Here is a 25563-nt window from a genome sequence, read left to right as displayed (position 1 = left end):
TGGGAGCTTTTATGCTTGCTTATCAGTGGGGTATTTTCGCCATTGCATTAGGGACTTTTGGAATAGGGACAACCGAGTTTATGCCTATGGGCTTGTTACCGGTTATTGCAGATGGTGTGAATGCGTCCATTCCTGCGGCTGGTTTGCTCATTAGCGCTTACGCTGTTGGAGTAATGATTGGTGCGCCCTTAATTACTTTATACTTAACGCGCTATAGTCATAAAACCTCTTTGTTAGCTCTAATGATCATTTTTATTATTGGCAATGTGCTTTCAGCCATTTCCATTAATTATGAGACTTTCTTAGTGTCTCGTGTGATTACTAGCCTTTCTCACGGTGCTTTTTTTGGCATTGGTGCTGTTGTTGCGATGAATCTTGCGCCTATTAATAAAAAAGGATCAGCAGTAGCGTCGATTTTTTTAGGCTTGACCATTGCTAATATTGTTGGTGTACCAATTACCACTTGGTTAGGGCAAACTTTTGATTGGCGTTTGTCGTTTGCGGTAACCGCTTTATTGGGGGGGATTGCTTTTGTTGGTATTTTAAGGAGTTTGTCAGCGATGCCTAGAGCTGAAAAGCCAGACGTTAAAACAGAACTCAAGGCTATCATGCAACCTGCTGCTTTGAGGGCATTCTCTACAACGGTATTGTGCGCTGGTTCCATGTTCACGCTTTATACTTACATTGCACCTATTATGCAGACGTTGGCGAAAGCGTCGGATAACGCTATTGCTACCATGCTTATGTTGGTGGGTATTGGTTTTACACTAGGAAATTATATCAGCGGTAAAATTACTGATAAGTCACCAGACCTGGCTTTATTTGTCTTTCTAGGCTTGCAGGTTTTGGTTTTATTGATGTTTCGCTTTACGTCTACGACGCTTATTGGTGCGGGATTAACTACTTTACTGTGGGGTGTTGTAATATTTGGCAGTGGACCGCCATTACAGATGCAGGTCATGAAGATTGCTGATCAAGCACCAGGTCTAGCATCCTCTATAAATATTGGTGCATTCAATTTAGGCAATGCTTTAGGTGCCGCACTAGGTGGATTGGTTATTAGTATCGGTTTCAGCTTTGATTGGATCCCGAGTGCGGCCGCTTTACTCTCATTTTTGGCACTTGTTATGGTTTGGTTCAATCGACGGAAATCCAGCCAGATATCCAAAGCCAATCCCACAGAAAATAGTGTGGCTTGATAATCGGTAATGAGATCAAAACAAGGGGTGCAGTATGCACCCCTTGTTTTATGCTTTAACTTCATGTGTAGTATGTAGTGAGATGTTAAAATCAATGTAATGGATGAACTGTTTTGACCGTATTAAAAAGTAAATTCTTGAAGCTCAATCGATTAATTCTACTCTTAGCGCTATCCGCCACCATCTTAACTTTCATTAATAGTTTTTATTCGAACTATGAAGTACAGAAAGAGCAGTTAATTCTGCAAGCAATAGAAGTAAATAGGGCTTACGCCAATAAACTATCCGACACTACCGAAACCTTTCTGAACTCTTCTCAACAGCAGCTTGCTTACTCAGCCAAGGCGTTATTTAATAAAATGAATGACGATTCTCGCCTTAAAGAAGAGGCCAATCGACTTATGTTTCAAACAGATAGCTTTAACTCTGTCGTCATTAGTGATGCTTCTGGCCATATTCAGGCAATTTCGCCACAAGCATTAGACCTAGTTGGAATGAAGCTCTCATCAACGGGTAGTGTTGAAGCGCTAGAAGAAAAGAGGGCGCTGATAAGCAGCCCATACCTCTCAACATTAAAGAATTTAATCGTATTTCTTTCTACCCCCATTATTGATTTTAAAGGTAATTATCTTGGGTTTCTTGGTGGCGCTATTTATCTCAAAAGCCCAAACATTCTCAGCAAAATACTGGATGAGCATTATTACAAGAATGGCTCTTATATTTATGTAATAGACCAGGATAAACAAGTTCTATACCACCCAGAAAAAAAACTTATCGGCTCCTTTGTAATGGATAATGATGGCGTAGATGAAATATTAGCGACAAAAGAAGGTGGGTTATTACTGAATAACAGCAATGGAGTTGAAATGTTAGCAGGCTATTCAACAATCCCTAGCACTGGGTGGACAGTAATCACTCAAACGCCATTGGAGTCCACTTTAGTGCCATTAACTGGAATTATGGAAAAAGTTATTTTACGCACATTGCCTCTGGCTTTAGCTGTATTTCTATTTATTTGGTTTTTTGCACGAGCCATTTCTAAGCCACTTCAGCAACTTACCGATAAGGTTGGCTCGCTTGATAGTCCAACGGTTAGCGAGGACATTGAAAATATTCATTCCTGGTATGTGGAGAGCTTTGGGTTAAAACGAGCAATGTTAAATGGTGTAAAAGTCATTCAAAACCAGATTGGTGACCTTAAGCGTGACGCGGAAACAGACCCGCTAACAGGTGCGAATAACCGTCGAGCACTTCAGTTTAGACTAAAGCAATTATCATTACTTGAAATGCCATTTTCAATTTTGGCATTGGATATTGATTATTTTAAACGCATAAATGACAACTATGGCCACAGTGTAGGTGATGATGTCCTTAAGCAGCAAACCCAAATATTGCACAGGTTTTGTAGAGATCAGGATATGGTTGCCCGCACCGGCGGTGAAGAATTTGTACTGTTATTAAAAGAAACGTCTATCGAAAACGCATTTGCCATTGCTGAGCGATTACGCATCGCCATTTCAGAAGAAACATTTGGCGTAGTTGGTCACATTACCACATCGATTGGAATCGCGGCCTGGCCTATATCTGATGAGAGCAGCATAGAAGAAACTTTATCACTGGCGGATCAAGCTTTGTATGAAGCAAAAGGACAAGGTCGGAATCGCTGTATCATTGCGAATAGACCAATATAATTTCTAATAAAACGAGTAACAGCTTAAGCTTTGTATGTTGTAAGGTTGGCAACATGCAAAGCTTGAGAGCTTGTAGCAAACTAGATGATTTAATCATGAAGCTGGAGATTATGATCAAAAACTAGCGCTATTTCCTAATACTCACTATTTCCGATAATAACATTTATCGGAAATAGTGAGTCTATATAGAGCACTCTAGTTGCTACAAACTTTGATTATTTATCTTATTGAGTTTTCAACCATACCAACAACTCTGTCAGTGAATTAATTTGATGCGTTGGTGTAATCTCTTGCGGATGTTGGTTGTCATGATGGTTCAACCAACAAGTATCAATTCCAAAGTTGTTCCCACCTAAAATATCTGATTCAAGTGTGTCGCCAACCATTAATACCTGATCTTTATTTGGTGAACCCATTTGCTCTAAAGCGTGTTCAAATATCTTCGAGTGTGGTTTAGCTACGCCAACGAGTTCAGAAATAACCACTGGTGAGAAATATGGCAAAAAGCCAGTTCGTTCTAATCGGATCTGTTGTAGCTGGACAAAACCATTGGTAATGATGCCCATTTTTACGTTATTTTCATATAAATGCGTTACGAGTTCTACAGCACCTGGTAACGTTTTACAGATATCCGCCATAGAATCTAAAAACTGCTTATTAAGCTCTTTAGTGCTTATGGCCAGTCTATCGCTCCATAGCTTGAAGCGCCTAGTTTGTAATTGCTCTGCATTAATCTGATTGTTTTGATATTCCACCCAGAGCTGCTTATTTACAACTTGGTATTCATTGTATTCTGCTTTTTCAAAAGTAACGCCATGTTGCGCAAACATGTGTTTTAGGCCGGCGTAATTATCGAAATGAAATAGCGTTTCGTCAGCGTCGAATAAGATCCATTTATATTTCATCGTATCTGCTACTTATATAGGTGTTTAAATGTAATGTTCTGGGTGTAACGCAGGAGCAAGAGCAAGCACCAAAGCTTCGGTGTATACGCTTTCTCTAGTGGCTGCATGATTAGTAAACAAGCCTATGGCGCCGCCTTTTTGTCGGATGTTATCTGTATTAAATAACTCATCCATAACGTCGCCTAATTCATCATTGCTTAGTAAGCGTTGATAAACTTTATTCGGCAAAGGCAAATTAGCTGAACGTCCTGTCATTAAATGCCCTTCACTGTTTAAAATGGCGACGTAAGCAAAGGTAGCTGCGCCCTCCTCAAATTCATCGACACCACCTTCCATTGCTACAAAGAAATTCATATCTTGGTGGCTAGCATGGTTCTCAAAACAATAGCGAGCGCGGTTCTGTGCGCCAAGACGGGTTTCTGCTTCGCTCATTGGTTGTTCAGCAACACCAGAAGGAGAATGCATTTCTTCGCAATGAATGATGTGATTAGGAAAGGCCTGCGAAAAAGCCTGTCTTGCAGCATTTACTTTGACTGGATTACTTGATCCAACACAAACTCGAATAACGGTTGAGCCTAGTTTGTTAGCCATTTAGTCGCCTCAATTAAAGATGTAACAATAAAAAAGCCGCTATAATTGTTATAGCGGCTTGGTATTTAGACTATTGTAAACCTACGCTTGTCCTTTAATAATAGGCGTTGGACAAACAACGTCGGCATTTTGGGCTCTGTGTCTTAGCAAATGATCCATAATGGTCAAAGCTAACATAGCTTCTGCGATAGGCGTTGCTCTTATGCCAACACATGGATCATGTCGACCCTTTGTAATGACATCAATTGAGTTGCCTGCACGATCGATACTTTTACCAGGAATCGTGATGCTTGATGTTGGTTTTAGTGCCATGTGGACAACAATATCTTGCCCCGATGAAATACCGCCCAACACGCCGCCAGCATGATTGCTTAAAAAGCCTTCAGGCGTCATTTCGTCACGGTGTTCACTGCCTTTTTGTTCTACAACATCAAAACCGTCACCAATTTCCACGCCTTTTACTGCGTTAATGCTCATAATAGCTTTGGCTATGTCAGCATCTAAGCGATCAAAAACTGGCTCGCCTAGACCTGGCATAAGATTTTTTGCAATGACTGTAATCTTAGCACCAACAGAGTCACCTTCACGACGTAGTGCAGTCATGTATTCTTCAAGCTGCGGAATGGCGTCTGGGTCTGGGCTGAAAAAACTGTTTTCATAAACTTGGCTTAAGTCTTTAACTTCTAACTTTATTGGGCCTAGTTGCGATAGGAAGCCTTGGATTTCGATACCAAATTGTTGTTTCAAGTATTTCTTTGCAATGGCGCCAGCGGCAACACGCATCGCAGTTTCACGAGCAGATGAACGACCGCCACCACGATAATCGCGAAAACCGTATTTTTGATCATAGGTATAATCAGCGTGAGCAGGACGGAAAGTATCTGCAATATTACCGTAGTCTTTAGAGCGCTGATCGGTGTTTTCTATGATTAAGCCAATTGGTGTGCCCGTGGTTTTGCCTTCAAACACACCTGACATGATTTTAACTTCGTCAGCTTCGCGACGTTGTGTGGTGTGTTTTGATGTTCCAGGTTTACGCAGGTCTAAGTCACGCTGAAGATCTGCTTCACAAATCTCAATGCCTGGAGGGCAACCATCTACAATGGCGCCAAGCGCAAGACCGTGACTTTCACCAAAAGTGGTGACTTTAAAAAGTGTTCCAAATGTATTACCAGACATAGTTTATTTCTGCTCTTGTAATAGTTCGCTAAGTTGTTCTTTCGTTAGGATAAAAACACCATTACCACCCTGCTCTAATTCAACCCACATAAAGGGGATGTGAGGGTAAGCAGCTTGTAACGCTACTTCGGTGTTTCCTACTTCGTATACTAATATACCGTCATCTTGCAGATAATGCGCGACTTGGGCTAAAAATTCGTGGGTAAAATTAAGTCCATCTTCACCGGATGTTAAGGCCAATTCTGGCTCGTTATGGAACTCAGCCGGCGCGCTTTCAAAGTCCTCGGCATCTACATAAGGTGGATTGCAAATAATAAGATCGTATTGTTTGCCTGCTAAGCCTTTAAACATATCTGAATGAATGGCACGAACTCTGTCTTCCACTTGATGACGTTCGATATTCTCTGTGGCCACCAAAAGTGCTGCTTCGCTGATGTCTGAAATATCGACTTCAGCGTCTTCAAACACTAGGGCTGCGGCAATGCCTAAACAGCCTGAGCCGGTGCACATATCTAAAATATTTAATGGGTAGTTTTTTAGCCAAGGGGTAAATTCGCTTTCAAGTAGCGAGATAATCGGTGAGCGCGGAATTAAGGTGTCTTTGGTGACTTTAAATGGCAACCCCATAAACCAAGCTTCGCCTAACAAGTACGGTAATGGCTCGCGCTTGGTGATACGCGTCTGAACAAGTTTAAGAATGTGCTTTTTTTCATCATAAGTCAGTGCGCAGTCCAGCATATCACGATCAAAATCGAGAGGAAGCTTTAACGCGCCCATTACGAGTTGAACCGCTTCGTCCCATGGATTATCTGTACCATGACCGTAAAACAAGTTCGTTTGTTGAAAACGGCTGAATGTCCAACGAATATAATCTTTGATGGTGGTTAAATCACGAACGGCTGTTTGTTTGTAGCTCATCTTCTCTTCTTAATTTGAATACACGGATACGGCGAATGACACATTATAGCGGTTATTGTTTCGGGCCTCTATCTTTGCGTTGCATGGTTTTCACTGAGCTGGTTAATGCATCAAGTTTTTTTGTCATTTCTTGCCATTTTGTCATTTCATCTGCAGCCTTATTGTTTTGATGCTCTTCGAGTAATGCGGTCAATTTTACGTTTTCCTCGGTTAGCTTTATAAGCTGATTGTCTTGCTTGGCAAGATCCACTTCTTTTTGAGCAAGATTAATTCTGAACTCAGTGCTTTCTTTCTGCTCTTGTTTAAGCTGATTTGTTAGTACTGAATTTTGAGCAATGACCTCTTGGTACCTTTGTTCGCTATAAGTAAGTTTCTGCTGGAGCGATTCGGCTTCAGCACATACTTCTTTGTGTTTTGACGTTAATGCGTCGTGTGTATTTTGTAATTCAATTAGCGCTGAAGATAAAGACAGATAACCGCTTTGTGTTGCCTCTTGTTTACGTATTTGATGCTGTTCAATTTCGGACGATTTTTCATCGAGTAACAGCCCAATATTTTGAGTCACTTCTCTCGAGAAGCGTTTAAAGACAGGAAGCAACACATCATTAAGTTCGCTTAATTCATGTTGCTGCTGTTCTTTATAGGCTTCTTCCCAGTGAGTAATCGCATTTAGAAAAGTGGTGTTTGAACAGCGCCGCCCATCCTTTTGCAGAAAGTATTCAGTTAAGCGAGGTATATTGGGAAAGCTGTTTTTTTCGATTAGCTCCCAACAAGCTTGGTGAATTTCTTCTCTTGCTATGTTCGCTTTACGAGCCATCAGTTGTCTCCAAATCTAAATATGATAATTTATATAATTATTTTATCTTATTTATGATTTCAATAAAACTGGTTGCTTCTATCCGTCATGAACCGACATCTGAGTGTTAATTTTAGGCAATAAAAAAGCTCCCGTAGGAGCTTAGTCGCATTGCGATTGAAATTATTGAATATTGGTTGTGTTGATGACTTTTGTTGCCATTTCAACACCAAACTCTTTGGCTAGCTCTTTCCATGAGTCTTGTTTTGGCTCATAAACAACAGGTTCGGCATCTGGAAAGCGTGAGTCTAATATGCCATTTACACTAGCTAAACCATCGATAAGGCCAATTTTTACAGCCTGAGAGCCAGTAAATACCATGCCAGAGAAAACATCATCTGTAATGACTAGTCTATCACCACGACCTTCTTTAACAGCATTGATGAACTGCTGATGAGTTTCATCCAATACGGCCTGCCATTTTAATTTTGCTTCTTCTGTCATAGGGGCAAACGGATCAAGAAAGGCCTTATTGCGTCCTGCAGTGAAAGTACGTCGCTCTACACCAATTTTTTCTAATAAGTTACTTGCATCAAAACCAGATGAAATTACGCCAATGGAGCCCACTAAGCTGGCTTTATCTGCGTAAATCTCATTTGCAGCAGACGCTATGTAATATCCGCCAGAAGCCGCCATATCCTCAACAACCACGATAACCGGGATTTCTGGATAGTTTTGTTCCTTGGCGCGAATGGCATCATAGATAATACCGGAATGCACTGGGCTACCGCCCGGACTATTCATTTCAATAACGACACCTTTTAAGCGAGAGTTGCGATAGGCAGCATCAAGCAAGCCTACAAATTCTGAGGACTCAATTTCATTATCAGCACCGATGACACCGCGCATAGGGATCATGGCGACAATATCCTCTTCTAGCGTGACGTCTTGAAAGTTTGATTTTGCAAACCATGCTCCAATCACAGCCAAGAAAATAGCGAGCGTGGTAAAACGAAAGAAAATTTTCCAGCGCCTAGCGCGGCGTTTTTCAATAAGGTTTTCACTGAGTGTTTTTTCCAGTAAAGACCATATTTCTTTGTTTGGGTCTGTCTGTGATCTTTCGGTTTTTTCTTCTGTTGATGCATGCGGGCTTTCGGTATTTTTAAGTGACTTCTCGCGATCTTCGTCTTCTGTCCAGCTCATTTCTATAGCCCTAAAATATTTGATAGTTGATTGAAATCGTTAATGATAGCGTGTGGCTGGCAAGCTCTTAGGCGCTCCTCATGATGTGCGCCGTACGTTACACCAATACTTTTCATTCCAGCATTGGTTGCCATGTTTAGATCGTATTCTGTGTCGCCAATCATGATGGCGTGTTCTGGCAGAATATTTAGCTCTGCCAATATTTGCTCTAGCATTAATGGATGTGGTTTTGAAAGTGCTTCATCCGCACAGCGAGATGCAACGAAATAGTGATTGGTATTGGTCAATGATATGACTCGCTCAAGCCCTCGGCGACTCTTACCAGTTGCCACCGCCATTTTTATGCCTGAATCTTTTAGCTTGTTCAGCACATCTATCACTCCTGGGTATGCCAAGGGTGGCGTTTGATCGGATGCAACATAAATAGTCTTGTAGTGCTCAATAATGGCATTTTGCTGAATGGCGGTTAGTTCTGGCCAAACTGTGTCGATGGCTTTATCAAGTGATAATCCAATGATATTTTTTATGTCATCTTTCACTCTTACAGGCGCATTTGCCAAACGCCCAGCTTGCAGCATGCTATGACATATGTTGTCGATGGAATCAAATAAGGTACCGTCCCAATCAAAAATTACTAACTTAACCATAGATACCTCTTAAGAATAATCCGGCGAAAGTGTACCATAACCGAAAATGACAAAATAAGGATTGGTAATGACAACAGGCTATACATTAGAGCAACTTGCAATAGACCAAAATGTTGAATATCGCAAACTGGTTACACAAGCCGATGTGCAGGCTTTTGCAGACGTGACGGGCGATACAAACCCAGTACATTTGGATGCGGATTATGCAGCAACAACATCTTTCGGTAAGCCTATTGCTCACGGCATGCTGACGGCTGGGTTCATTTCAGCGGCTATAGGTACTCAATTACCAGGTCCTGGCTGCATTTATTTAGAACAGACATTAAAATTCCGCGCCCCCGTTTTTGTCGGTCAAGAAGTAGTGACCACGGTAACGGTTACGGATATCAATGAACGTCGTCGCCGTGCAACACTCAAAACGGTATGTGAATGTGAAGGTAAAGTGGTTGTAACTGGCGAGGCAACCATCATGCTACCAGCATAGATATTTATGCGGCACATTAAAAAGGGCGTAACCACACATATGGCTCCGCCCTTTTTTATTTCATGCTCTGTGCATTACTACATAGACATGACTATTCGACCAGTGATCTCGCCCTTTTCCATATCTGAAAATATATCATTAATATCTTCGAGCTTTTTCTCTTCTATGATTGCTTTGACTTTACCGCGTGCGGCAAACTCCAAACATTCTTGAAGATCTTTTCTAGTCCCAACAATGGAGCCAACAACACTAACGCCATTTAATACAGTATTAAAAATTGGTAATGGCATATCTTCAGGCGGTAAACCAACCAAGACGCATTTACCTCCTCTTCTCACTACATCGTAACTCTGTCTAAAACCAGCCTTGCTAACGGCTGTACAAACACTTGCATGCACACCATTCGTTTTATCTAAAATATCGTTAACAATGTCATCCGTTTTAAAGTCAAAAAAGTATTCTGCACCCAATGAGGTTGCAAGATCTCGTTTGGCTTCGCCCGTATCAACAGCAACCACTCTTAAGCCCATAGCAACCGCGTATTGAACAGCCAAATGACCTAGACCACCTATCCCAAAAATGGCCACCCAGTCGCCAGGCTTCGTTGCCGAAACTTTTAGCGCTTTATAGGTCGTGACGCCTGCACAAAATAAAGGCGCGGCTTCAATATAATTTAACCCCTCAGGCACTTTTACAACATAGTTAGCATCAGCCGCACAATATTCAGCATAGCTCCCATTAACGGAATATCCGGCATTTTGTTGTGAAAGGCATAGATTTTCGTCACCACTTAGGCAATATTCGCATTGCCCGCAGGCGCTAAATAACCATGGTATACCCACTCGATCGCCATTTTTTAAATGCGTAACAGCACTTCCGACCTCTACCACCTCGCCCACACCTTCGTGCCCAGGAATCAAGGGCAGCGTTGGCTTGACAGGCCAATCTCCATGACAGGCATGTAAATCAGTGTGACAGACTCCGCAAGCATGAATTTTTACGAGTATTTGATGAGCCTCTATTTTGGGCTTGGCTATATCTTCAATTTTCAAAATCGCACCAAACTCACTTGCAACAGCTGCTTTCATAACATTCTCCCAATAAATGAGTAACCTTGAATACAGATTAGCTGAATTTGAGGAGCAAAATAGCGACATAGATCAAACCATATTGAAATTGGTCACAATTTTTAAGTAATAGGTCTGATCGTGAAAATAGGCGGCATTTCATAAAAAATACTGGGATTTAGTCTGTGCCAAGCCTATATTTAGAAGACGGAACAAGGATTAGGTATTGCCATGAAAATTCAGTTGCTGATGATTATTGCCGTTATTGTATCGTCTTTATTGACGATATCTCAGCGCGCCAATGCTCAAGAAGCAAATCAGTTTCGTTGGTTAGAACCCTCTACTGAACAAAAATTTAGTGAAGTAGTTGTTCCTGATCAAAGCAATGAGCCAGACGCCGACAGCTTTGCAGTTATTGCATTTACAACTCATGCTTCTACCTCGATGGCTGTCATTTTTCCGCATTATAGCCTTCCCGCTATCAGCAAAATTATTGATCACACCAATCCCAGAGCCCCGCCTTTTTCATTGATATAACCCACGCGCAATCTATCTTTTTTTTACATTGGGGATTTATCATGAAAACTTTAACTTATGTATCTACAAAAAGCGTTAACGATTTAACTTGGCCTGTAATGACAGAAAATATAAACCTATATTCTCCAGCTTTATCTGTTTTTACTGACTTTCAAAAGGCGGGACCTAGAGTCATTGAGTCCAATACTCGTGCGGATGAGCTTGTTCAATTAATGAGACAAGAGCATGTACGTATGAAGATAGTAGTCGACACTGACAATCATTTTATTGGAGTTATTAGTCTCGAAGATTTGTCTGAAGATATTTTTATCAAGCAAGTTGCTAACGGTTTTCAGCGATCAGAACTCATGGTGGCGGATTTGATGAGAGCGAAAGAAACGCTACTTGCTTTATCTTACACATCTCTTAAAAATTCTGATATTGAGTCACTTCTGTTTAGTCAGCGCAACAATAAGTTGCAGCATTTACTGGTTATCGATGAAGATACTAAGGCTATACGTGGTTTGATCTCTTCTAACGATGTCGCTCGTCAGCTTCGTTTGGATATCGATGTTGGTTTTTCTAGCTTCGCACATACATATCAAAGCGCAGTACTAGGTCATAAAGAACCCTCAAGAAAACTGAGAGTAGCTTAATTTCCCCTTGGTTTTTATTTTGCTAAGAAGAAAGAGGCCAGATCTTGACAATCTGGCCTCTTTCTTCTTTAACTAGCCTTCTTTTCAATCCAATAGTAATAGATATCTCCTTCTTGCACTTGCTGCATAAGCTTGTGACCAAGGAATTGACAAAATTTTGGAATATCACGTGTTGTTGACGGATCCGTTGCAATGACTTTTAGCACTTCTTTTGGTGACAGCTTACGCATTTCAACATGAAGCATCATGACGGGCTCAGGGCAAAGTAAGTCTGTAGCATCAAGCAGAGCTTGGTGTTCCATAATATTTCTCTCAATATTAAGCTTCGGTTTAGGTGTTCTTTTCTAGCCAGCTTTTTGTTTGAACTGCTAGGTCTAAAATAATCTCGTCTATACTTCTATTGTATTTTTTTTGGGTTTTAAAGTCATGATCCGCACCCTCTATCCAAATAATATTCACATTATCTGGTAGTGATTGTTGGGTTACCCAATCATATGACCCAAGTGCATCTCGTGTTCCCTGAATGATAAGACACGGCACTTGTAACTCTTCAAGGAAGGCTAGCCGATGTTTCTCAGGCTTTCCTGCAGGATAGAAAGGAAAGCCAAAACACACAACAGCCTTTGTCATAGGTAGGTGTGAAAGCTGCGTTGCTACTCGTCCACCCATTGATTTGCCAGCGACGATACACGCTTCTTCATTTTCGATACAACGAGCGTACTCTGGAATAAGAGTATTAAACCGTGGTGGCGGCCTCCTCTTCCCTGTAAGTTCTTGCTGTTTCATGTATGAAAAAGTCACAGGAACAACAGTTTGTTGCCTTTGTTTTGATATAGCATCGCAAAGTAGCTTTAAAAAAGTATTGTTATGTCCCGCACCAGCGCCGTGAGCAAGATAAAAAGGAAAAGATTTCATATTTATAATTTCAAAAAATTCTATTAAAACAGATTGGAACCTTAGTTAGTACCTTGCTAAAAGCCTATTGGCACTAAAGCAATGCAAGGTTTTTCCTGCAGTTTGCTAAGTATTGATCTGTGTCAGCTAATACTCTGTCACTAAAGGGTAAACTCCTATTAGAAATTTTAATAGGAACGCATCATGATTTGGGATTCTTCACTTATCGCTAAGTACGATTTATCCGGGCCCCGCTATACTTCTTATCCGACAGCGCCTCAGTTTGACTCTGGCATCAGTAAAATTGCACTGATTGATAAGATGTTAATGCCTTCTGAGGCTCCCCTTAGCCTGTATTTTCATATTCCGTTTTGCGCTCACCTTTGTTACTACTGTGCATGCAATAAAATTGTCACCAAACAGTACGAAAAAGGCGCAGAGTACGTAGAACTACTAGGTGAAGAGATGAGATTACGTAGTCTCATGCTGGATCATACAAAAGAAGTAACACAGTTACATTTTGGTGGTGGCACGCCGACTTTTCTGACTGAGGCGTTAATTGATGTCTTGTTTGATAATATTCAGCAAAATTTTAATTTAATTAATGACGGGACACAAGATTACAGCATCGAAATTGACCCAAGAGAAATTAGCCGATCTAAACTAAAATTATTAACTGAAAAAGGCATTAATCGGATCAGTATTGGTGTTCAGGATTTTGATACAAAAGTTCAAGAAGCCATTCACCGCGTACAGCCTATTGAAATGGTGTCCGACCTTGTCGAATATTCTCGCGATCTGGGCATCAAATCGATTAATTTCGATCTGATTTATGGCTTACCTTATCAATCTATTGAAGGCTTTAAAGAGACATTGGCTCATGTGGTTGAACTGTCTCCAGAGCGAATTTCTCTTTTTAACTATGCCCACTTACCTGATCGATTCCGCGCCCAGCGACGAATTTCAGATGACAGTTTGCCGATATCCAGCATGAAGTTAGACCTTCTAAAAATGAGTATCGAGTACCTGATTTCAGCCGGATATGATTATATCGGCATGGATCATTTCGCCAAACCGACCGACAGCTTAGCAATTGCGCAGAAGCAAGGTAAGCTACAGCGTAACTTTCAAGGCTATACAACTCATGCAGGTACAGATTTGGTTGCATTTGGCGTCTCTGCCATAAGCGATTTAAATGGAGTTTACATTCAAAACCATACCGATTTATCCGCTTATAGAGCAAGTATTGAAAAGGGACAATTAGCCATCGCTAAAGGGTATATTAGTAATCTTGATGATAGAATTCGACATCAGGTTATAATGACGCTAATCTCACAATTTGAACTTAACACAGCCGTCATTGAGAAAAAGTATAATATTCACTTCTTTGACTATTTTTCTGATGAGGTTGAAGCTCTTGCTCCTATACTGGAAGATGGGATGCTAGAAATTAATCTTAGTGGAATGCAGACCACTATTCAGGTTACAGAGCGTGGTAGATTATTAATTCGCTGTATTTGTATGGCTTTTGATAAATATCTTAACGGCACTATAAAATATTCAAAAGTCATATAAGTCGGGATCAGGGAGATAAACATGTCAATGACACACACACAATCACGGTTCAACAGTACGCTTACCTCACAATGTCAAAACTGTAGCTTGAGCGCTCTTTGCCTGCCAATTGCGTTGGCGGATGAGGATATCAATAGATTAGACCAGATTATTGAACGAAAAAAACCCCTTAAGAAGGGGGAGTTTTTGTTTCGACAAGGTGAAGCGTTTAATTCTGTTTACGCAGTGCGCTCAGGAACTCTAAAAACCTTTAACATTACGTCAGTTGGAGAAGAGCAAATCACTGGCTTTTACTGTCCTAGTGAATTGGTAGGTCTGAGTGGTATTGACTCCAATGTTTACCCTGTCTCAGCAAAAGCATTAGAAACAACCACGGTATGCGAGATTCCATTTAGCCATCTTGAAGAGTTGTCCTCACAGATCCCATCGTTAAAGCACCAACTATTTAAAGTGATGAGTCGTAAAATATCAGATGATCAACAAATGATGGTTTTGTTAGGAAAAAAGAATGCAGATGAAAAAGTAGCTTCTTTTTTATTAAATCTATCTAACCGATTCAAAAAACGTGGGTACTCAGCAAGCTCTTTTCGTCTATCTATGTCTCGTGGTGAAATTGGTAATTACCTAGGTCTTGCTGTAGAAACGGTCAGTCGTGTTATTACTCGCTTCCAGAAAAATGAGCTTATACATGTTGAGGGTAAGGAAATTGAGATAATTGATTTCCCAGAAATTCAAAAAATCGTTGGGGTTGCTAGTGATTGTGGTAAAATCGCGCGCATTTGAATCATAAAATGAGGCTATACTGTAATGCTCTACGACGATTTTTACGTTAAATCACTAATTCAAACAATAGAAGACTGGCCAAAAGAAGGCATTAGCTTTAGGGATATCACCCCTATTTTTAGCGATCCTAAAGGCATGAGAATGGTTGTAGATGCTTACGTACATCGTTATATTGCAACGGATATCACTCATATAGCCTGTATTGATGCTCGCGGCTTTTTGATCGCAGCCGTGCTCGCTTACGAGCTACAAAAACCACTGATTTTAGTACGCAAAAAAGGCAAACTTCCTGGTAAGACTATCTCGCAGAAATACGCTCTAGAATATGGTGAAGCTGAGCTAGAAATTCAAGAAGGCGCAGTGAAAGCCGGTGATGAAGTGCTATTGTTTGATGACTTGATCGCTACTGGCGGCACTCTATTAGCCGCTATCAAGCTATTAACGAGCCAAGGTGCAAATATTAAAGAAGTGGCAGCCATTATAGATTTACCTGATCTAGGTGGAAGCCAGAAGTTGAGAGACAGTGATATACCAGTATTCAGTTTATGTGCGTATGATGGTGACTGATATCTTTATCGGTTAAATAAAAAAGGTGGCTTAAGCCACCTTTTTTTATTTATTAAATAGATTAAAATTCTACAGTTGCACCGACAGCAAATCCGTTATTTGCCTCTTTCCGTGTACCGGCCGCATTATCATATACAATTCTTGTTTTACCATAGCTTACGAATGCCCGTGCATTTTTCATAGTCATATATTCGGCACGAACTTCATAAACATACATATGATTTAAGTTAGTTAAAGAAAGAGATTCTGGAGCATAGTAGAGGGAACCAAAGATACTTAAGCGATTTGCTTCTGGTATTGTATAGCGATACCAACCACCTAATGCAATTGCAACCGAAATATCGCTATCATTTTTTAAATCTGTGTCTATTCCATATATACGAGCACCAAGACCAACCTGTAAAGGGCCAGTAGGGTCAGAATCTTCTATACCCAAACCAATATATCCTGTAGAGATACTCTCGTCTTTATCATAAGAAAAGCCGGCATCTACACCATATGTCCCCATATCAAAATTCGCATCACCTTTTACGGTTTCATTTGTTAAAGCAACAGTAGCTGTTGATGCACTAACCAATGATGACCCTAGAATTCCAGCAGTAAGAAGCAAGGCTTTATGAGTGAAATACATCTTTATACGATCCTATAGTGAAATAATATTTAATCGGTCAAAAGCCGCAGGTTCCTGCTTTAAGCCTTTAAAGTCAAATAAGTTTGTGTCTGCTAAGTGTGAGGGAACAATGTTTTGCATAGCAGAGAACATGGTTTCTGTTCTCCCAGGAAACTCCTTCTCCCACTTTTGCAACATGTCTTTCACGACTTGTCTTTGTAAATTTTCTTGTGAACCACAAAGATTGCATGGAATGATTGGATATTCCTTCATTGTCGCAAACGCTTCAATATCTTCTTCTTTGCAGTAAGCCAATGGTCGAATAACAACGTGCTTTCCGTCGTCACTCAACAATTTAGGCGGCATGGATTTTAGTTTCCCACCAAAAAACATGTTTAAAAATAACGTCTCCAAAATGTCATCTCGGTGGTGACCAAGGGCAATTTTGGTGGCCCCAATTTCTTCAGCAAAACCATATAAAGAACCACGGCGTAGGCGTGAACACAACCCACATGTCGTTTTCCCTTCAGGAACGATTTCTTTTACAATGCTGTAAGTATCTCGTTCTAGAATGTGAAAATCCACACCAAGCTCTTCTAGGTATGCAGGTAAAATATGCTCCGGAAAGCCAGGTTGCTTTTGGTCTAGATTCACAGCAATAATACTGAAGCTTATCGGTGCACTTGCCTGCAGATTTCGCAAAATCTCAAGCATAGTATAAGAATCTTTACCTCCTGATAAACACACCATAACTTTATCGCCATCCTCAATCATATTGAAATCAGCAATAGCTTGGCCCGTTAATCTGCGAAGGCGTTTTTGGAGCTTATTAAGCTCTAATTTTTCTTTAGGTCGATTAGATAAATCCATCATATACACGCTGTAAACAAAACGCGTCTATATTACTATAAGGATGTATCTATCGCATCAAAAATGGAGGTTATAAGGCAAAAGTGCATAAAAAATCATTTTTTAGCGATACTTTTAAGAATATTACTTATTTTTGCTAACAAATTGTAATGTGGAACGACAACCTTTGCAGATGTACTCAACGCCTCTTTGGGCTCTTGTATGACGTTGTTTAGTAAATTGATGTTTTTGACAGGCGCAATGGTATTCATAAGATTGCTTTTGAGGGGGCACCTCAAAAGAATGGGTTCTGCTAGGTGAAATTCCATATACTTTAAGCATAACCGCTTTCCACTCCTTGCCATGAGGTTTTACCGTATTGCCATAGATCTGAAAAACGATGATGTGTGCAACTTCATGAGGGACAACAGTATCTAAGAACTCAACAGGGTTTTGATGGTACATAAAATGATTAAAACGCAGTTCATTTTTTTGCAAGTGGGCGGTACCTGCTGCCCGACCTCTTTGCTTCAAATTACACGTTGAGCGTTTAAATTTATTGCCAAAAAAAGCATCCGCTTTATCAAAACACTCATTTGCCTTTTGAATAACGAGGCTCAACACATCTTCTTCATGACTTACGTTTGTCTGCTGCGAACTTAAGGGCATAGAGTGTCAGCCTCTTCGGGATCAACATCATGGATGAGTTTAATGAGTGTATCAGCAAAATCTGCCACTTTATCTTTTGATAAGCCAGTTAGACGGCTTAACGAAGCGACAGATTTTGGTTTATGTAAACAAATTAACCTAAGCTGAGTTTCACTAAGATCTGTTTTGTCATGACTGTACTTCCAAGCCAAAACCTTATGCCAATTAAGACTGTCTACTGCAAGCTGCTCTTCTTGAAGAGTCGGGTAATAGTGTTCACTAGGGATAATAATTTGGTTTTTCCCTTGCAGTACGCTTCGTGATTTCTCGTTGATTTGTACAGTAAAAATACTTGAAGGACCAAGTGTAATGTAATCATAAGCAATTAAATGCCTAATAACCGATTTCCACTGAACTTCACTCAGCTCTTTTCCTTTACCAAATAAAGCCAGCGATTGAGCGCTAATAGCAGAAACAGATTTGGTTTTTTTACCTAGCAAAACTTGAATAAGCAGTGAAAAAGGTTGTAGCCCTTTAGTGTGGTAAATCAAAGACAAAAGCTTTTGGCTAGCCGTCGTCATATTTTGTTCAGACTTGCTTGATAGACACCTATCACAATGCTGGCAAGCTGGAATACTTTCATCAAAATGCGCTAGCAAATTTTGCCTTCTACAGCCTCGTCCTTCTAAAATACGAAATAAACTGCTCAAATGCTGTAGCTCGCTTTCTGCAGATAAAGGCTGCAGAGCTGCCAATTGTTGCGCTTGCAGCATATCTTGTAAGCCGTAGAGTAAAAGAGATTTAGCCGGTTTTCCATCACGCCCTGCACGTCCCACTTCCTGAAAATAGGACTCTGGACTGCTAGGCAAATCTAAATGAACCACAAACCTGACATGGGCAACATCAATCCCCATTCCATATGCGGTGGTCGCCACCATAATCGTGCCTAGTTGCTCAGAAAAAATCTTATGATTCTTCTGTTTGTCCTCTTCTAACATGGCGGCATGGTAGCTCAAACTTGGCAAGCCAAGATCGCTTAACCAAAAGGCAAGCTCTTCGGTTTTTTTTCGTGAGCGACAATAAATTATGCCAGTTTCACCGGGGACCTCATGATGCAAAAAATACAAAATTTGTTGCTTGGCTTTTCTTTTTTGCGCAATTTGAATTTTAATATTGGTGCGGTCGAAGCTATTGCGCAATACTAAGCAATTGTTAAGTTGCAATGACCCTTGAATCGTTGTCATGGTTTTTTGATCAACGGTGCCAGTTAGAGCAATAATAGGAACGTCAGGAAATGAAGATTTTAGTTGCCCAAGTTGACTGTACTCTGGTCGAAAAAAACTCCCCCACTGTGAAATGCAATGGGCTTCATCAATAGCGAATAGTGAAATATCAAAGCTGTGAAGAAAACCTATAACCGATGGTTGAACCAGTTTTTCTGGAGATAAATACAGTAAGTCAATATGCTGATGTCGCAAAGCCCAAACCAAGTCATCTTGTTCTCCAGGGTTCAAAGTAGAGTTCAGGAACTTGGCTCTAATGCCTTTTTTGTTCAACTCTTGTACCTGCTGGGACATAAGAGACAGCAACGGACTGACAATGACGGCAACACCATTTCGCATCAATCCAGCGGCTTGATAGGCCAAAGACTTACCGCCGCCAGTAGGTGCAGCAAGTAAAACGTCCTGTCCTGCGCATAAGGCATCGATCGCCTCCTCTTGCAAAGGGCGATATTCAGAGTAGCCTAAACGTGAAAGTGTGAGCGTCTTTAAATTCATTTGCGAATTATCCCTTAACACAGCACTTTCTGCATCGATTTTTCGCCTTCTTTTAGCTAGAATCACTCACTTAATTTGTATTAGGGAAACATTTGCATGGCACACCAACCTCTTGATGATCTTGAGTTAGAGACGTTAGAAAATTTTTTGGAGTCGGATCAAGTTCATGAAGAATGCCAGAACTTCGTTATGGCTCATGGCTTCTTGACCGCACTATCTATTTGCCCTGCTTTGACAGCGGAAGATAAATGGCTACCCGTTATTTTTGAAGAAACACCGCAATTCGAGAATGAAAAACAAGAAAAGCAAATTCTTCAGTACCTATCTCGTCTTTTTGTTGATATTCAAAAAGAGTTAGAATCCGAAGATGGCTTTATGGTGCCTTGTGAGCTTGAAATGGGTTCATCACCGGAAGAACTCAGTGAACTGCAAGAATGGGCCACCGGTTTTATGGAAGGCGTATTTATGACAGAAAGTCACTGGTTTGAGGCTGAAAAAGAAGAAGTTGTTGCTGAGCTGCTTCTGCCTATTATGGTTGCTTCAGATTTGTTTGATGATGAAGAAGTTGTGCAAATCCGCCAAAGTGAAAAACTAACCGCTTCATGCATTGCGCAAATTCCAGAAGTAGTAACTGATTTATTCTTGGTGCTCCGCACAGAGCCTGAAAAGCGCCCATTCCCAAAAGCTCAACCTAAAACGAAGTCAAAGAGCAATAACAAGAAAAAAAGCGGTAAAAAATCTTAGCCTGAAGCCTGAATACCTTGCTTGCATATCATGATGGCAAGCAAGAACTTCTTAGGGCAACAAGAGTTATATCATCTAGTTGCTCTGATTCTCCCTGATAATCAGCGAGTTTTATTTCTATATTTTGTTGTGCAACTATTAAATTTTCTTCGCCGTATACACATGAGATGAGCGTTTTAACTTGATCTTCACCAAGCATCTCATCACGGCAGTTCTTTAGTTCCAAAACCCCATCAGACACAATAACTAACGTATCCCCCTTAGCTAAGTGATTACTCTGCAGATCGGCCTCAAACTCCCTCACCGAAAGGATACCTAACGGCATATGGCTAGATTGTAAGTAATCAAGCTCCCCACTGACCCGTCTAATAAGAGCATTAGGCATACCTCCGCCCCAATAAGTGATGTTACCTCGTTGTGTCATTAAGATTAGATAACCCGCACAAAACATATAATCAGGTAAAATGCTAACAAGAATTTTATTAATACGCGCAGCTAATTCATTCACACTGATAACATCATCTGCAGCATCAAAAAAAGTTTGCATAACAGGCAAAGCACCAATTGAAGCGGGCAAGCCATGACCCGTAAAATCCCCTACAAATACAAGACGTGCGCCGTCAGAGCGTGTTTTTACCAAGGCTAGATCGCCATTAAAACTGGCAGCAGATAATCTAGTGATTGCGACTTGTTCAGAGTTCTTTTCACTACGTGTTTGAATGTGATCAAGAACATGATGAGCCATCTCATGCTCACGCTCTATCATGGTTTGATAGTAGGTTAGTGCTTTATTTTTTCGATACATTTCTTTCATTAACTCGACATGCCGCATATGCGTTTTAAGTCGGATATTGAAAAGTACCTCATTAAATGGCTTAGGAATGAAGTCGTCAGCACCCGCCTTAAAGCACTTATCCATAATTGAATCTGCGGTATGGGACGCGAGAAAAATCATTGGAACAAAACGGCTACCCGATAAAGTTTTGAGTTTTTGAACCAAATCATAACCACTGCCACCCTTAACAATAACATCAAGCGTGACAATGTCTGGAGTGTCGTTTTCGAAAGCAAGAATGGCCTCATCAAAGGTAGCCACACTGTTGACGGTTACGCCTTCTTTTTCAGCGCATAAAGAAATAATTTCGCGATAAACGGGTTCACTGTCTACGCATAATAACTTCATTTATTTAGCCTTTATCGGATATCAAAACGTTTATCAAAACGCGAGATCATGAGGATATTTTTAATAAAAGCATTGGCACCAGTTAATTGAATATTACTGCCCTCATCAACACCATTGCGCATACTTAATAGCATACCAAGAGCGGCACTATCTAAATACTCAACCATGCTCATATCAACCACATACGTTTTATAACACTTAGTGAGATCTGAATAAGCAGCTCGAAACTCATTAAACAAAGAGAAGTCAAAGCTACCAACAATAGTGATTGTAGCGGTATCTTTTGGATCATTAACGGTGATAGAAATACTCATATGCTAATCGAGTTAGGGTTGTTGCCCCTACTCGCCTCCATGGCATTTTGGCGATGAAGGGGCAAGCGCGTTGCGCTCACTCCATTCTTTTATTGAGTATAGATGCATAGCAAGAGCATGTATCTTTGTCATCTCATCTTGCAAAACGCCGTAAACAAGCTGATGACGCTGGACCAACATCTTACCTTCGAACGCATCACTCACTAGAACGAGTTTAAAATGCGACTCACTTCCTTTCGGTACATTATGCATATAACTCTCATTTTCGAGAGTCATATGATGCACATCCAATTCTTCATTTATGCGTTGATCTATTTGATTTTGTACGATCATATTATTCTCAGTTACGCTGGAGTTGCTAGGCTATCAGATTGACCATTCAGTAGTACCTGACCTTTTTCTTTCGGATAAGCCACGTCGATAGACACCGCACCACCTTCTCGCCATACACTGATAACCGTATCCATATTCGCGGCCATAACGGCACGTTTATCATCTGGCGCTGCCGCAATAACTTGCAGACCAATGTCTTTCATAAAGCCCATACAAGTTGACGTTTTTACCATGTCTATTTTGTTGAAAGCCTCATCGAACATTGCCAATGAGAAGCCACCAACGATCTCGCCTTCCATGGTTTCATGTAAGCGATAAGTTGTAGACAAGGCTGCAGCAATGGCCAAATAGAACGGAATCTGGTGCTCACCACCTGAACCAGTCTGAATACGTTGACTGAGGGTCGTCTTCTTATTCCCTTCAGCATCTAAGATATCAACTTCAAAGTTATAAAACTTACGATAATCTGCCAGATCCTGCTGCTTTTCATCATCAGAAATTAGCTCTTGAATCGATGCAATTGCACGAATGTGATCAGGATCATCGCTTAAATGCGGATCAAATAGACCACCTACGTTAGCTTGGTCCTGAGCACTGAAACGCTCAACAAGATCTAATATATCTTTCATATCACCATTTGGGTAATAGCGGAACTGATAGATTTCTTGGTTAAATGGACGGCGTTTCAAGCTGTGGTTAAGTTCACGAATAATGTGTGCGACTTGATCAAGAGAGTCCTTCAATTTAGAAACATAATCCGAACGGAACGTTTCCTCGGCTTCTTTTCGAGCTAATTCAGCACGTTTAGCGTATTTCGCCAATTCCGTTTCACTCAAAACATCGATTTGATAAGTCACATAGTGCTCAAACTCTTCAAACTTAGATTCTAAATAATCTAACTGAACATCATTATCTAAATTCGCATGATGATATTTGCCATAATGATCGGCTACTTCTTTACGAACCTTCTGATCAAAACTACGTGCTTTTTCACTGGCTTTGTCCGCTCGGCTAATGGCCTCTTTATAAATAGCAGCACCGTTTACCATACTGCTTTCCAATAACGCATATCGCTCGCTAGCAAATTCAGCGTCGTACTTTGGATTCGATGTTAAGCGATTACGCTCTTCATCGAGCGCAGACAATGCTGAACTTAGTTGACTCTTTTGTGTATTCAGTGCACCAAACTGTTCCGCAATTTGTTGACGCTCGCGATCCAATTTTTTCTGATCTAACTCGACGTTGGCGATGCGAGATTTAAGTTCTTCGATACGCTCTTGCAGCTCAGTATCATCATGTTTTTGTAGCTGAGAAATTTCTGCTTCAACTGACTCTAACTCTTGCGTTAAACGGGTGATGGTATGGCTAGCATTACCGATGCTTTCAGCATCAAATTGGTTATTAGCCATCACTCGACCAAGTAAGGAGTCTGCCTGCTCAAGACGTTGGTCCGCCTTGAGGAAATTCATTAGCTCACCACTTAAGTTGGCAAGTTGTTTCTCGCGCGACTCTCGCATACCTTCAGTATTAATACCCACCATCATGTGTGGTACAAAGCGAATAGTAGAAATCGTACCAGCAAGCTTTAACATGCCATCGGCTGTCATTGCGCTGTCTTCGCGAAGCAACTCACGTTCTGTGTCTACCGGTTTAATTCCACCCAAACGACGGTTTAGGTAAGCTTGAGCGTGATCATTATTACAACGAATAAAACGCAAGGCAGAATTATGATCGCCACGATTTAACCATAGTCGAGTCTGTGTGGTATCGATAACACGACAGCCCATTAACTGGCGTCTATGAGCACGGAAGATTCGAATTGCTTCTTCAGCATCTTCAGGCTCAACAATCAGAGCTTCGCGTTGAGCACCAAGGTAGCCTTCAATGGCATCTTGCCATTTTCTGTCTGTTACTTCAGCAAGATGGCTAAGTGGTGTCGCGGTAATACTGGCGTCTTTTAATAACGCAATCAGGCGTTTTGTATTCTGTGAAAGAGGGCTAACACCTCCTTTCAGGGAGGAGACATCTGATTCAAGCTGTTTACATTCGTCTTTTAAATTTAGAATCGTACGGTTCAATTCCGAACGCTGACCAAATACCTGTGACTTTTCTTTGTCTAAAATGTCATTTAAGGCCGCTAATTTCTGCGTCAAAGGTTTAAGGTTGCCTTCTACTCGCCCTTCTTCCGTGATCAAACCATGGAAAGCAGAGAACTCATTTATTAAGGCAATAGTTTCTTTCGACAGCAGATCTTCAAAGGAATTGAGCGCAGACAATAACAAGGTTAACTGACGGACTTGCAGAATGGCCTTTTGGTCTTGCTGGCCTTGCAGAGTAAGTAGCTTCTTATTTTGCTCAAGCTGCTGTAGCTTTAAACCAACATCTGAATGTTCGTACTGTTGCTCAAAGCGCAGTAACTGCCCTTGCAGTTGTTTTAATAAGCTGGCTTGAGTTGCGAGTTGTTCTTCAATTTCCTCTTCGCGTTCTTTTTGCAGCTCGTATTGATCTTGAATGTCATCTTGTTTGCTGCCTAACTCGTCAAAGCGTGCTTCTGTCGCTATCCAGTGATAGTTAATAGCGCTTTGTTCTTGTTGATGCTTTTTCTCACAGTCTTGCTGAATGAGTTTTAAATCATCAATACGCTTGGATACTTCAAGCGTTTTGGCTTCTAGGTGACGATATTCATTGAGAGATTTTTGATAAGCGCCCACTTGCAAAGGTGCTTCTGCCAAAACAAAATCTTGCACAAAGCGAGTTGGTGATGCGATAGGTACAAACTTCAACGCATTTTTGAAGTTTTTAAGGAAGCTGTCCAAAGTGATTAAATGATCTGGACTTGGACTTAATTCTTCAAGATAGCGATTAATGTATTGAGTTGCAGAGGCACTGCCCGACTTGATGTAAGGGTCTAGGCACACTTTCTTCATTGTTTCGCGAACTTCAATCCAAGGCTTAGCCTTATAGCTACTGCCTTCCATTGCATCGATGAAGTCGGACTTTCTGGCACCAAAGTTTGATAACACAAACCGTCCAAGTACATCTTCTTCCGGGGAGGCTAAGGATGCACTTAATGATAAGCCTACAGTTGATTCTTTGCCTGTAATACTGTCCTCGAACACCAATGCAAGATAGCTTGTTGCATCTTGTCTGGGTTGCGTGCCAAACGTTTTTGTATTTGCTTGGCCTGAATCTATCATCCCCAGTATGTAAGAACGAATACTACGACCGCTGGCTTTACCGTCGTTTGCACTGGCGTTGTAATTCAGATGACGTTTGCTAGCCCCTGTCAATACGGTTTGAATCGCATCTAGCAAAGAGGATTTACCAGAACCTGTTGGTCCGATAATGGCAGTGTTGCCGCGTATATTAATTTCTTCTGCACCAAGCAGGTACCAATTTACTAATACGATTCGATTTAACTTTTTCATATTTT

At 40.9% G+C, this 25563-nt stretch carries 27 protein-coding genes; 9 read left to right on the top strand and 18 right to left on the bottom strand.

Translation table 11 applies throughout. The annotated features are described in order from the left end of the window. Positions 1-11: 11 nt before the first annotated feature. Positions 12-1199: an MFS transporter gene (locus KDW99_RS10320; RefSeq protein WP_255829227.1), complete on the top strand. Its 1188-nt coding sequence runs from the start codon at positions 12-14 to the stop codon at positions 1197-1199. A 113-nt stretch (positions 1200-1312) separates the two neighbouring features. Next, positions 1313-2890, top strand: coding sequence for a sensor domain-containing diguanylate cyclase (locus KDW99_RS10315; RefSeq protein ID WP_255829226.1), 1578 nt, complete (start codon positions 1313-1315; stop codon positions 2888-2890). Between the two features lie 224 nt (positions 2891-3114). On the opposite strand, the gene yjjG is transcribed toward KDW99_RS10315, so the two are convergent. The 7 genes from yjjG to KDW99_RS10280 form a co-directional block, all read right to left on the bottom strand. After that, positions 3115-3795 (bottom strand): pyrimidine 5'-nucleotidase, encoded by a 681-nt coding sequence (yjjG, locus tag KDW99_RS10310; RefSeq protein WP_255829225.1) that lies wholly within the window; start codon positions 3793-3795, stop codon positions 3115-3117. Between the two features lie 24 nt (positions 3796-3819). Beyond that, entirely contained in the window at positions 3820-4386 is a 567-nt protein-coding gene (yjjX, locus tag KDW99_RS10305) for an inosine/xanthosine triphosphatase (RefSeq protein WP_255829224.1), read from the bottom strand. A gap of 81 nt (positions 4387-4467) precedes the next feature. Then, positions 4468-5565 (bottom strand): chorismate synthase, encoded by a 1098-nt coding sequence (aroC, locus tag KDW99_RS10300; protein ID WP_114412536.1) that lies wholly within the window; start codon positions 5563-5565, stop codon positions 4468-4470. 3 nt (positions 5566-5568) lie between these two features. Then, the gene (prmB, locus tag KDW99_RS10295; RefSeq protein ID WP_255829223.1) at positions 5569-6483 is read right to left on the bottom strand and encodes a 50S ribosomal protein L3 N(5)-glutamine methyltransferase; all 915 of its coding nucleotides are present in this window, start codon (positions 6481-6483) and stop codon (positions 5569-5571) included. A gap of 52 nt (positions 6484-6535) precedes the next feature. Then, on the bottom strand, positions 6536-7300 hold the full coding sequence (locus KDW99_RS10290) for a hypothetical protein (protein ID WP_255829222.1): 765 nt from the start codon (positions 7298-7300) through the stop codon (positions 6536-6538). Positions 7301-7462: 162 nt separating this feature from the next. Beyond that, a complete protein-coding gene (gene sppA / locus KDW99_RS10285) occupies positions 7463-8482 on the bottom strand; it encodes a signal peptide peptidase SppA (protein WP_255829218.1) in 1020 nt (339 codons plus the stop codon). Positions 8483-8484: 2 nt separating this feature from the next. Further along, a complete protein-coding gene (locus KDW99_RS10280) occupies positions 8485-9129 on the bottom strand; it encodes an HAD-IIIA family hydrolase (protein WP_255829216.1) in 645 nt (214 codons plus the stop codon). 67 nt (positions 9130-9196) lie between these two features. Here KDW99_RS10280 and KDW99_RS10275 point away from each other — a divergent pair, with 67 nt between their 5' ends. Continuing rightward, the gene (locus KDW99_RS10275; RefSeq protein WP_255829214.1) at positions 9197-9613 is read left to right on the top strand and encodes a MaoC family dehydratase; all 417 of its coding nucleotides are present in this window, start codon (positions 9197-9199) and stop codon (positions 9611-9613) included. A gap of 77 nt (positions 9614-9690) precedes the next feature. Here the strand turns inward: KDW99_RS10275 and adhP are convergent, their stop codons facing one another. After that, positions 9691-10701, bottom strand: coding sequence for an alcohol dehydrogenase AdhP (adhP, locus tag KDW99_RS10270; RefSeq protein WP_255829213.1), 1011 nt, complete (start codon positions 10699-10701; stop codon positions 9691-9693). A 210-nt stretch (positions 10702-10911) separates the two neighbouring features. On the opposite strand from adhP, the gene KDW99_RS10265 reads away from it, so the two are divergent. Further along, on the top strand, positions 10912-11217 hold the full coding sequence (locus tag KDW99_RS10265) for a hypothetical protein (protein ID WP_255829211.1): 306 nt from the start codon (positions 10912-10914) through the stop codon (positions 11215-11217). 41 nt (positions 11218-11258) lie between these two features. Next, positions 11259-11852, top strand: coding sequence for a CBS domain-containing protein (locus KDW99_RS10260; RefSeq protein ID WP_255829210.1), 594 nt, complete (start codon positions 11259-11261; stop codon positions 11850-11852). Positions 11853-11920: 68 nt separating this feature from the next. On the opposite strand, the gene tusA is transcribed toward KDW99_RS10260, so the two are convergent. Then, the gene (gene tusA, locus KDW99_RS10255) at positions 11921-12154 is read right to left on the bottom strand and encodes a sulfurtransferase TusA (protein WP_255829208.1); all 234 of its coding nucleotides are present in this window, start codon (positions 12152-12154) and stop codon (positions 11921-11923) included. A gap of 28 nt (positions 12155-12182) precedes the next feature. Further along, positions 12183-12767 (bottom strand): alpha/beta family hydrolase, encoded by a 585-nt coding sequence (locus tag KDW99_RS10250; RefSeq protein ID WP_255829207.1) that lies wholly within the window; start codon positions 12765-12767, stop codon positions 12183-12185. Between the two features lie 183 nt (positions 12768-12950). On the opposite strand from KDW99_RS10250, the gene hemN reads away from it, so the two are divergent. From hemN to KDW99_RS10235, 3 genes are read left to right on the top strand one after another with little or no spacing between them, the layout of a single operon-like run. Continuing rightward, positions 12951-14321 carry an oxygen-independent coproporphyrinogen III oxidase gene (gene hemN / locus KDW99_RS10245; protein ID WP_255829206.1) on the top strand — a complete coding sequence of 457 codons (1371 nt, stop codon included), beginning with the start codon at positions 12951-12953 and terminating at the stop codon, positions 14319-14321. A 21-nt stretch (positions 14322-14342) separates the two neighbouring features. Next, complete coding sequence (gene fnr / locus KDW99_RS10240) at positions 14343-15104, top strand: fumarate/nitrate reduction transcriptional regulator Fnr (RefSeq protein ID WP_255829205.1); 762 nt, start codon at positions 14343-14345, stop codon at positions 15102-15104. Between the two features lie 24 nt (positions 15105-15128). Then, on the top strand, positions 15129-15671 hold the full coding sequence (locus tag KDW99_RS10235; protein WP_255829204.1) for an adenine phosphoribosyltransferase: 543 nt from the start codon (positions 15129-15131) through the stop codon (positions 15669-15671). A 61-nt stretch (positions 15672-15732) separates the two neighbouring features. Here KDW99_RS10235 and KDW99_RS10230 read toward each other — a convergent pair whose 3' ends face one another. The 4 genes from KDW99_RS10230 to KDW99_RS10215 all read right to left on the bottom strand — a co-directional run bounded on the left by KDW99_RS10230 (position 15733) and on the right by KDW99_RS10215 (position 19556). Continuing rightward, positions 15733-16302: a YfaZ family outer membrane protein gene (locus tag KDW99_RS10230; RefSeq protein ID WP_255829203.1), complete on the bottom strand. Its 570-nt coding sequence runs from the start codon at positions 16300-16302 to the stop codon at positions 15733-15735. 12 nt (positions 16303-16314) lie between these two features. After that, complete coding sequence (gene ttcA / locus KDW99_RS10225) at positions 16315-17154, bottom strand: tRNA 2-thiocytidine(32) synthetase TtcA (protein ID WP_255829202.1); 840 nt, start codon at positions 17152-17154, stop codon at positions 16315-16317. 120 nt (positions 17155-17274) lie between these two features. Next, positions 17275-17799, bottom strand: a complete 525-nt coding sequence (locus KDW99_RS10220) for a SprT family zinc-dependent metalloprotease (protein ID WP_255829201.1) — start codon at positions 17797-17799, stop codon at positions 17275-17277. Next, positions 17790-19556, bottom strand: coding sequence for a RecQ family ATP-dependent DNA helicase (locus KDW99_RS10215; RefSeq protein ID WP_255829200.1), 1767 nt, complete (start codon positions 19554-19556; stop codon positions 17790-17792). Before KDW99_RS10215 ends, KDW99_RS10220 begins: the two co-directional genes overlap by 10 nt. 96 nt (positions 19557-19652) lie before the next feature. On the opposite strand from KDW99_RS10215, the gene KDW99_RS10210 reads away from it, so the two are divergent. Next, a complete protein-coding gene (locus KDW99_RS10210; RefSeq protein ID WP_255829199.1) occupies positions 19653-20300 on the top strand; it encodes a UPF0149 family protein in 648 nt (215 codons plus the stop codon). Between the two features lie 28 nt (positions 20301-20328). On the opposite strand, the gene KDW99_RS10205 is transcribed toward KDW99_RS10210, so the two are convergent. Genes KDW99_RS10205 through KDW99_RS10190 form a run of 4 tightly spaced genes read right to left on the bottom strand, consistent with a single transcriptional unit; the run spans position 20329 to position 25558 of the window. Further along, positions 20329-21483 carry a fused response regulator/phosphatase gene (locus KDW99_RS10205; protein ID WP_255829198.1) on the bottom strand — a complete coding sequence of 385 codons (1155 nt, stop codon included), beginning with the start codon at positions 21481-21483 and terminating at the stop codon, positions 20329-20331. A gap of 11 nt (positions 21484-21494) precedes the next feature. Continuing rightward, positions 21495-21797 carry an STAS domain-containing protein gene (locus tag KDW99_RS10200; protein ID WP_255829197.1) on the bottom strand — a complete coding sequence of 101 codons (303 nt, stop codon included), beginning with the start codon at positions 21795-21797 and terminating at the stop codon, positions 21495-21497. A 27-nt stretch (positions 21798-21824) separates the two neighbouring features. Next, positions 21825-22130, bottom strand: a complete 306-nt coding sequence (locus KDW99_RS10195) for a BolA family protein (protein WP_255829196.1) — start codon at positions 22128-22130, stop codon at positions 21825-21827. A gap of 11 nt (positions 22131-22141) precedes the next feature. After that, entirely contained in the window at positions 22142-25558 is a 3417-nt protein-coding gene (locus KDW99_RS10190; RefSeq protein ID WP_255829195.1) for an SbcC/MukB-like Walker B domain-containing protein, read from the bottom strand. Positions 25559-25563 lie beyond the last annotated feature (5 nt).

This window comes from Marinomonas rhizomae, from assembly GCF_024397855.1.
Classification (GTDB): Bacteria; Pseudomonadota; Gammaproteobacteria; order Pseudomonadales; family Marinomonadaceae; genus Marinomonas; species Marinomonas rhizomae_A.
Note: the sequence above shows the minus strand (reverse complement) of the source record. Positions and strands in the feature narration are given on the sequence as shown.

Coding starts and splice junctions, on each gene's coding strand:
- KDW99_RS10260 (WP_255829210.1), top strand. CDS start 11,259: ATGAAAACTTTAACTTATGTATCTACAAAAAGCGTTAACGATTTAACT.
- yjjX (WP_255829224.1), bottom strand. CDS start 4,386: ATGGCTAACAAACTAGGCTCAACCGTTATTCGAGTTTGTGTTGGATCA.
- KDW99_RS10265 (WP_255829211.1), top strand. CDS start 10,912: ATGAAAATTCAGTTGCTGATGATTATTGCCGTTATTGTATCGTCTTTA.
- KDW99_RS10215 (WP_255829200.1), bottom strand. CDS start 19,556: ATGAATTTAAAGACGCTCACACTTTCACGTTTAGGCTACTCTGAATAT.
- KDW99_RS10320 (WP_255829227.1), top strand. CDS start 12: ATGCTTGCTTATCAGTGGGGTATTTTCGCCATTGCATTAGGGACTTTT.
- ttcA (WP_255829202.1), bottom strand. CDS start 17,154: ATGATGGATTTATCTAATCGACCTAAAGAAAAATTAGAGCTTAATAAG.
- tusA (WP_255829208.1), bottom strand. CDS start 12,154: ATGGAACACCAAGCTCTGCTTGATGCTACAGACTTACTTTGCCCTGAG.
- KDW99_RS10290 (WP_255829222.1), bottom strand. CDS start 7,300: ATGGCTCGTAAAGCGAACATAGCAAGAGAAGAAATTCACCAAGCTTGT.
- adhP (WP_255829213.1), bottom strand. CDS start 10,701: ATGAAAGCAGCTGTTGCAAGTGAGTTTGGTGCGATTTTGAAAATTGAA.
- KDW99_RS10280 (WP_255829216.1), bottom strand. CDS start 9,129: ATGGTTAAGTTAGTAATTTTTGATTGGGACGGTACCTTATTTGATTCC.
- KDW99_RS10190 (WP_255829195.1), bottom strand. CDS start 25,558: ATGAAAAAGTTAAATCGAATCGTATTAGTAAATTGGTACCTGCTTGGT.
- prmB (WP_255829223.1), bottom strand. CDS start 6,483: ATGAGCTACAAACAAACAGCCGTTCGTGATTTAACCACCATCAAAGAT.
- KDW99_RS10195 (WP_255829196.1), bottom strand. CDS start 22,130: ATGATCGTACAAAATCAAATAGATCAACGCATAAATGAAGAATTGGAT.
- aroC (WP_114412536.1), bottom strand. CDS start 5,565: ATGTCTGGTAATACATTTGGAACACTTTTTAAAGTCACCACTTTTGGT.
- KDW99_RS10275 (WP_255829214.1), top strand. CDS start 9,197: ATGACAACAGGCTATACATTAGAGCAACTTGCAATAGACCAAAATGTT.
- fnr (WP_255829205.1), top strand. CDS start 14,343: ATGTCAATGACACACACACAATCACGGTTCAACAGTACGCTTACCTCA.
- hemN (WP_255829206.1), top strand. CDS start 12,951: ATGATTTGGGATTCTTCACTTATCGCTAAGTACGATTTATCCGGGCCC.
- KDW99_RS10210 (WP_255829199.1), top strand. CDS start 19,653: ATGGCACACCAACCTCTTGATGATCTTGAGTTAGAGACGTTAGAAAAT.
- KDW99_RS10230 (WP_255829203.1), bottom strand. CDS start 16,302: ATGTATTTCACTCATAAAGCCTTGCTTCTTACTGCTGGAATTCTAGGG.
- KDW99_RS10250 (WP_255829207.1), bottom strand. CDS start 12,767: ATGAAATCTTTTCCTTTTTATCTTGCTCACGGCGCTGGTGCGGGACAT.
- yjjG (WP_255829225.1), bottom strand. CDS start 3,795: ATGAAATATAAATGGATCTTATTCGACGCTGACGAAACGCTATTTCAT.
- sppA (WP_255829218.1), bottom strand. CDS start 8,482: ATGAGCTGGACAGAAGACGAAGATCGCGAGAAGTCACTTAAAAATACC.
- KDW99_RS10205 (WP_255829198.1), bottom strand. CDS start 21,483: ATGAAGTTATTATGCGTAGACAGTGAACCCGTTTATCGCGAAATTATT.
- KDW99_RS10220 (WP_255829201.1), bottom strand. CDS start 17,799: ATGCCCTTAAGTTCGCAGCAGACAAACGTAAGTCATGAAGAAGATGTG.
- KDW99_RS10235 (WP_255829204.1), top strand. CDS start 15,129: ATGCTCTACGACGATTTTTACGTTAAATCACTAATTCAAACAATAGAA.
- KDW99_RS10200 (WP_255829197.1), bottom strand. CDS start 21,797: ATGAGTATTTCTATCACCGTTAATGATCCAAAAGATACCGCTACAATC.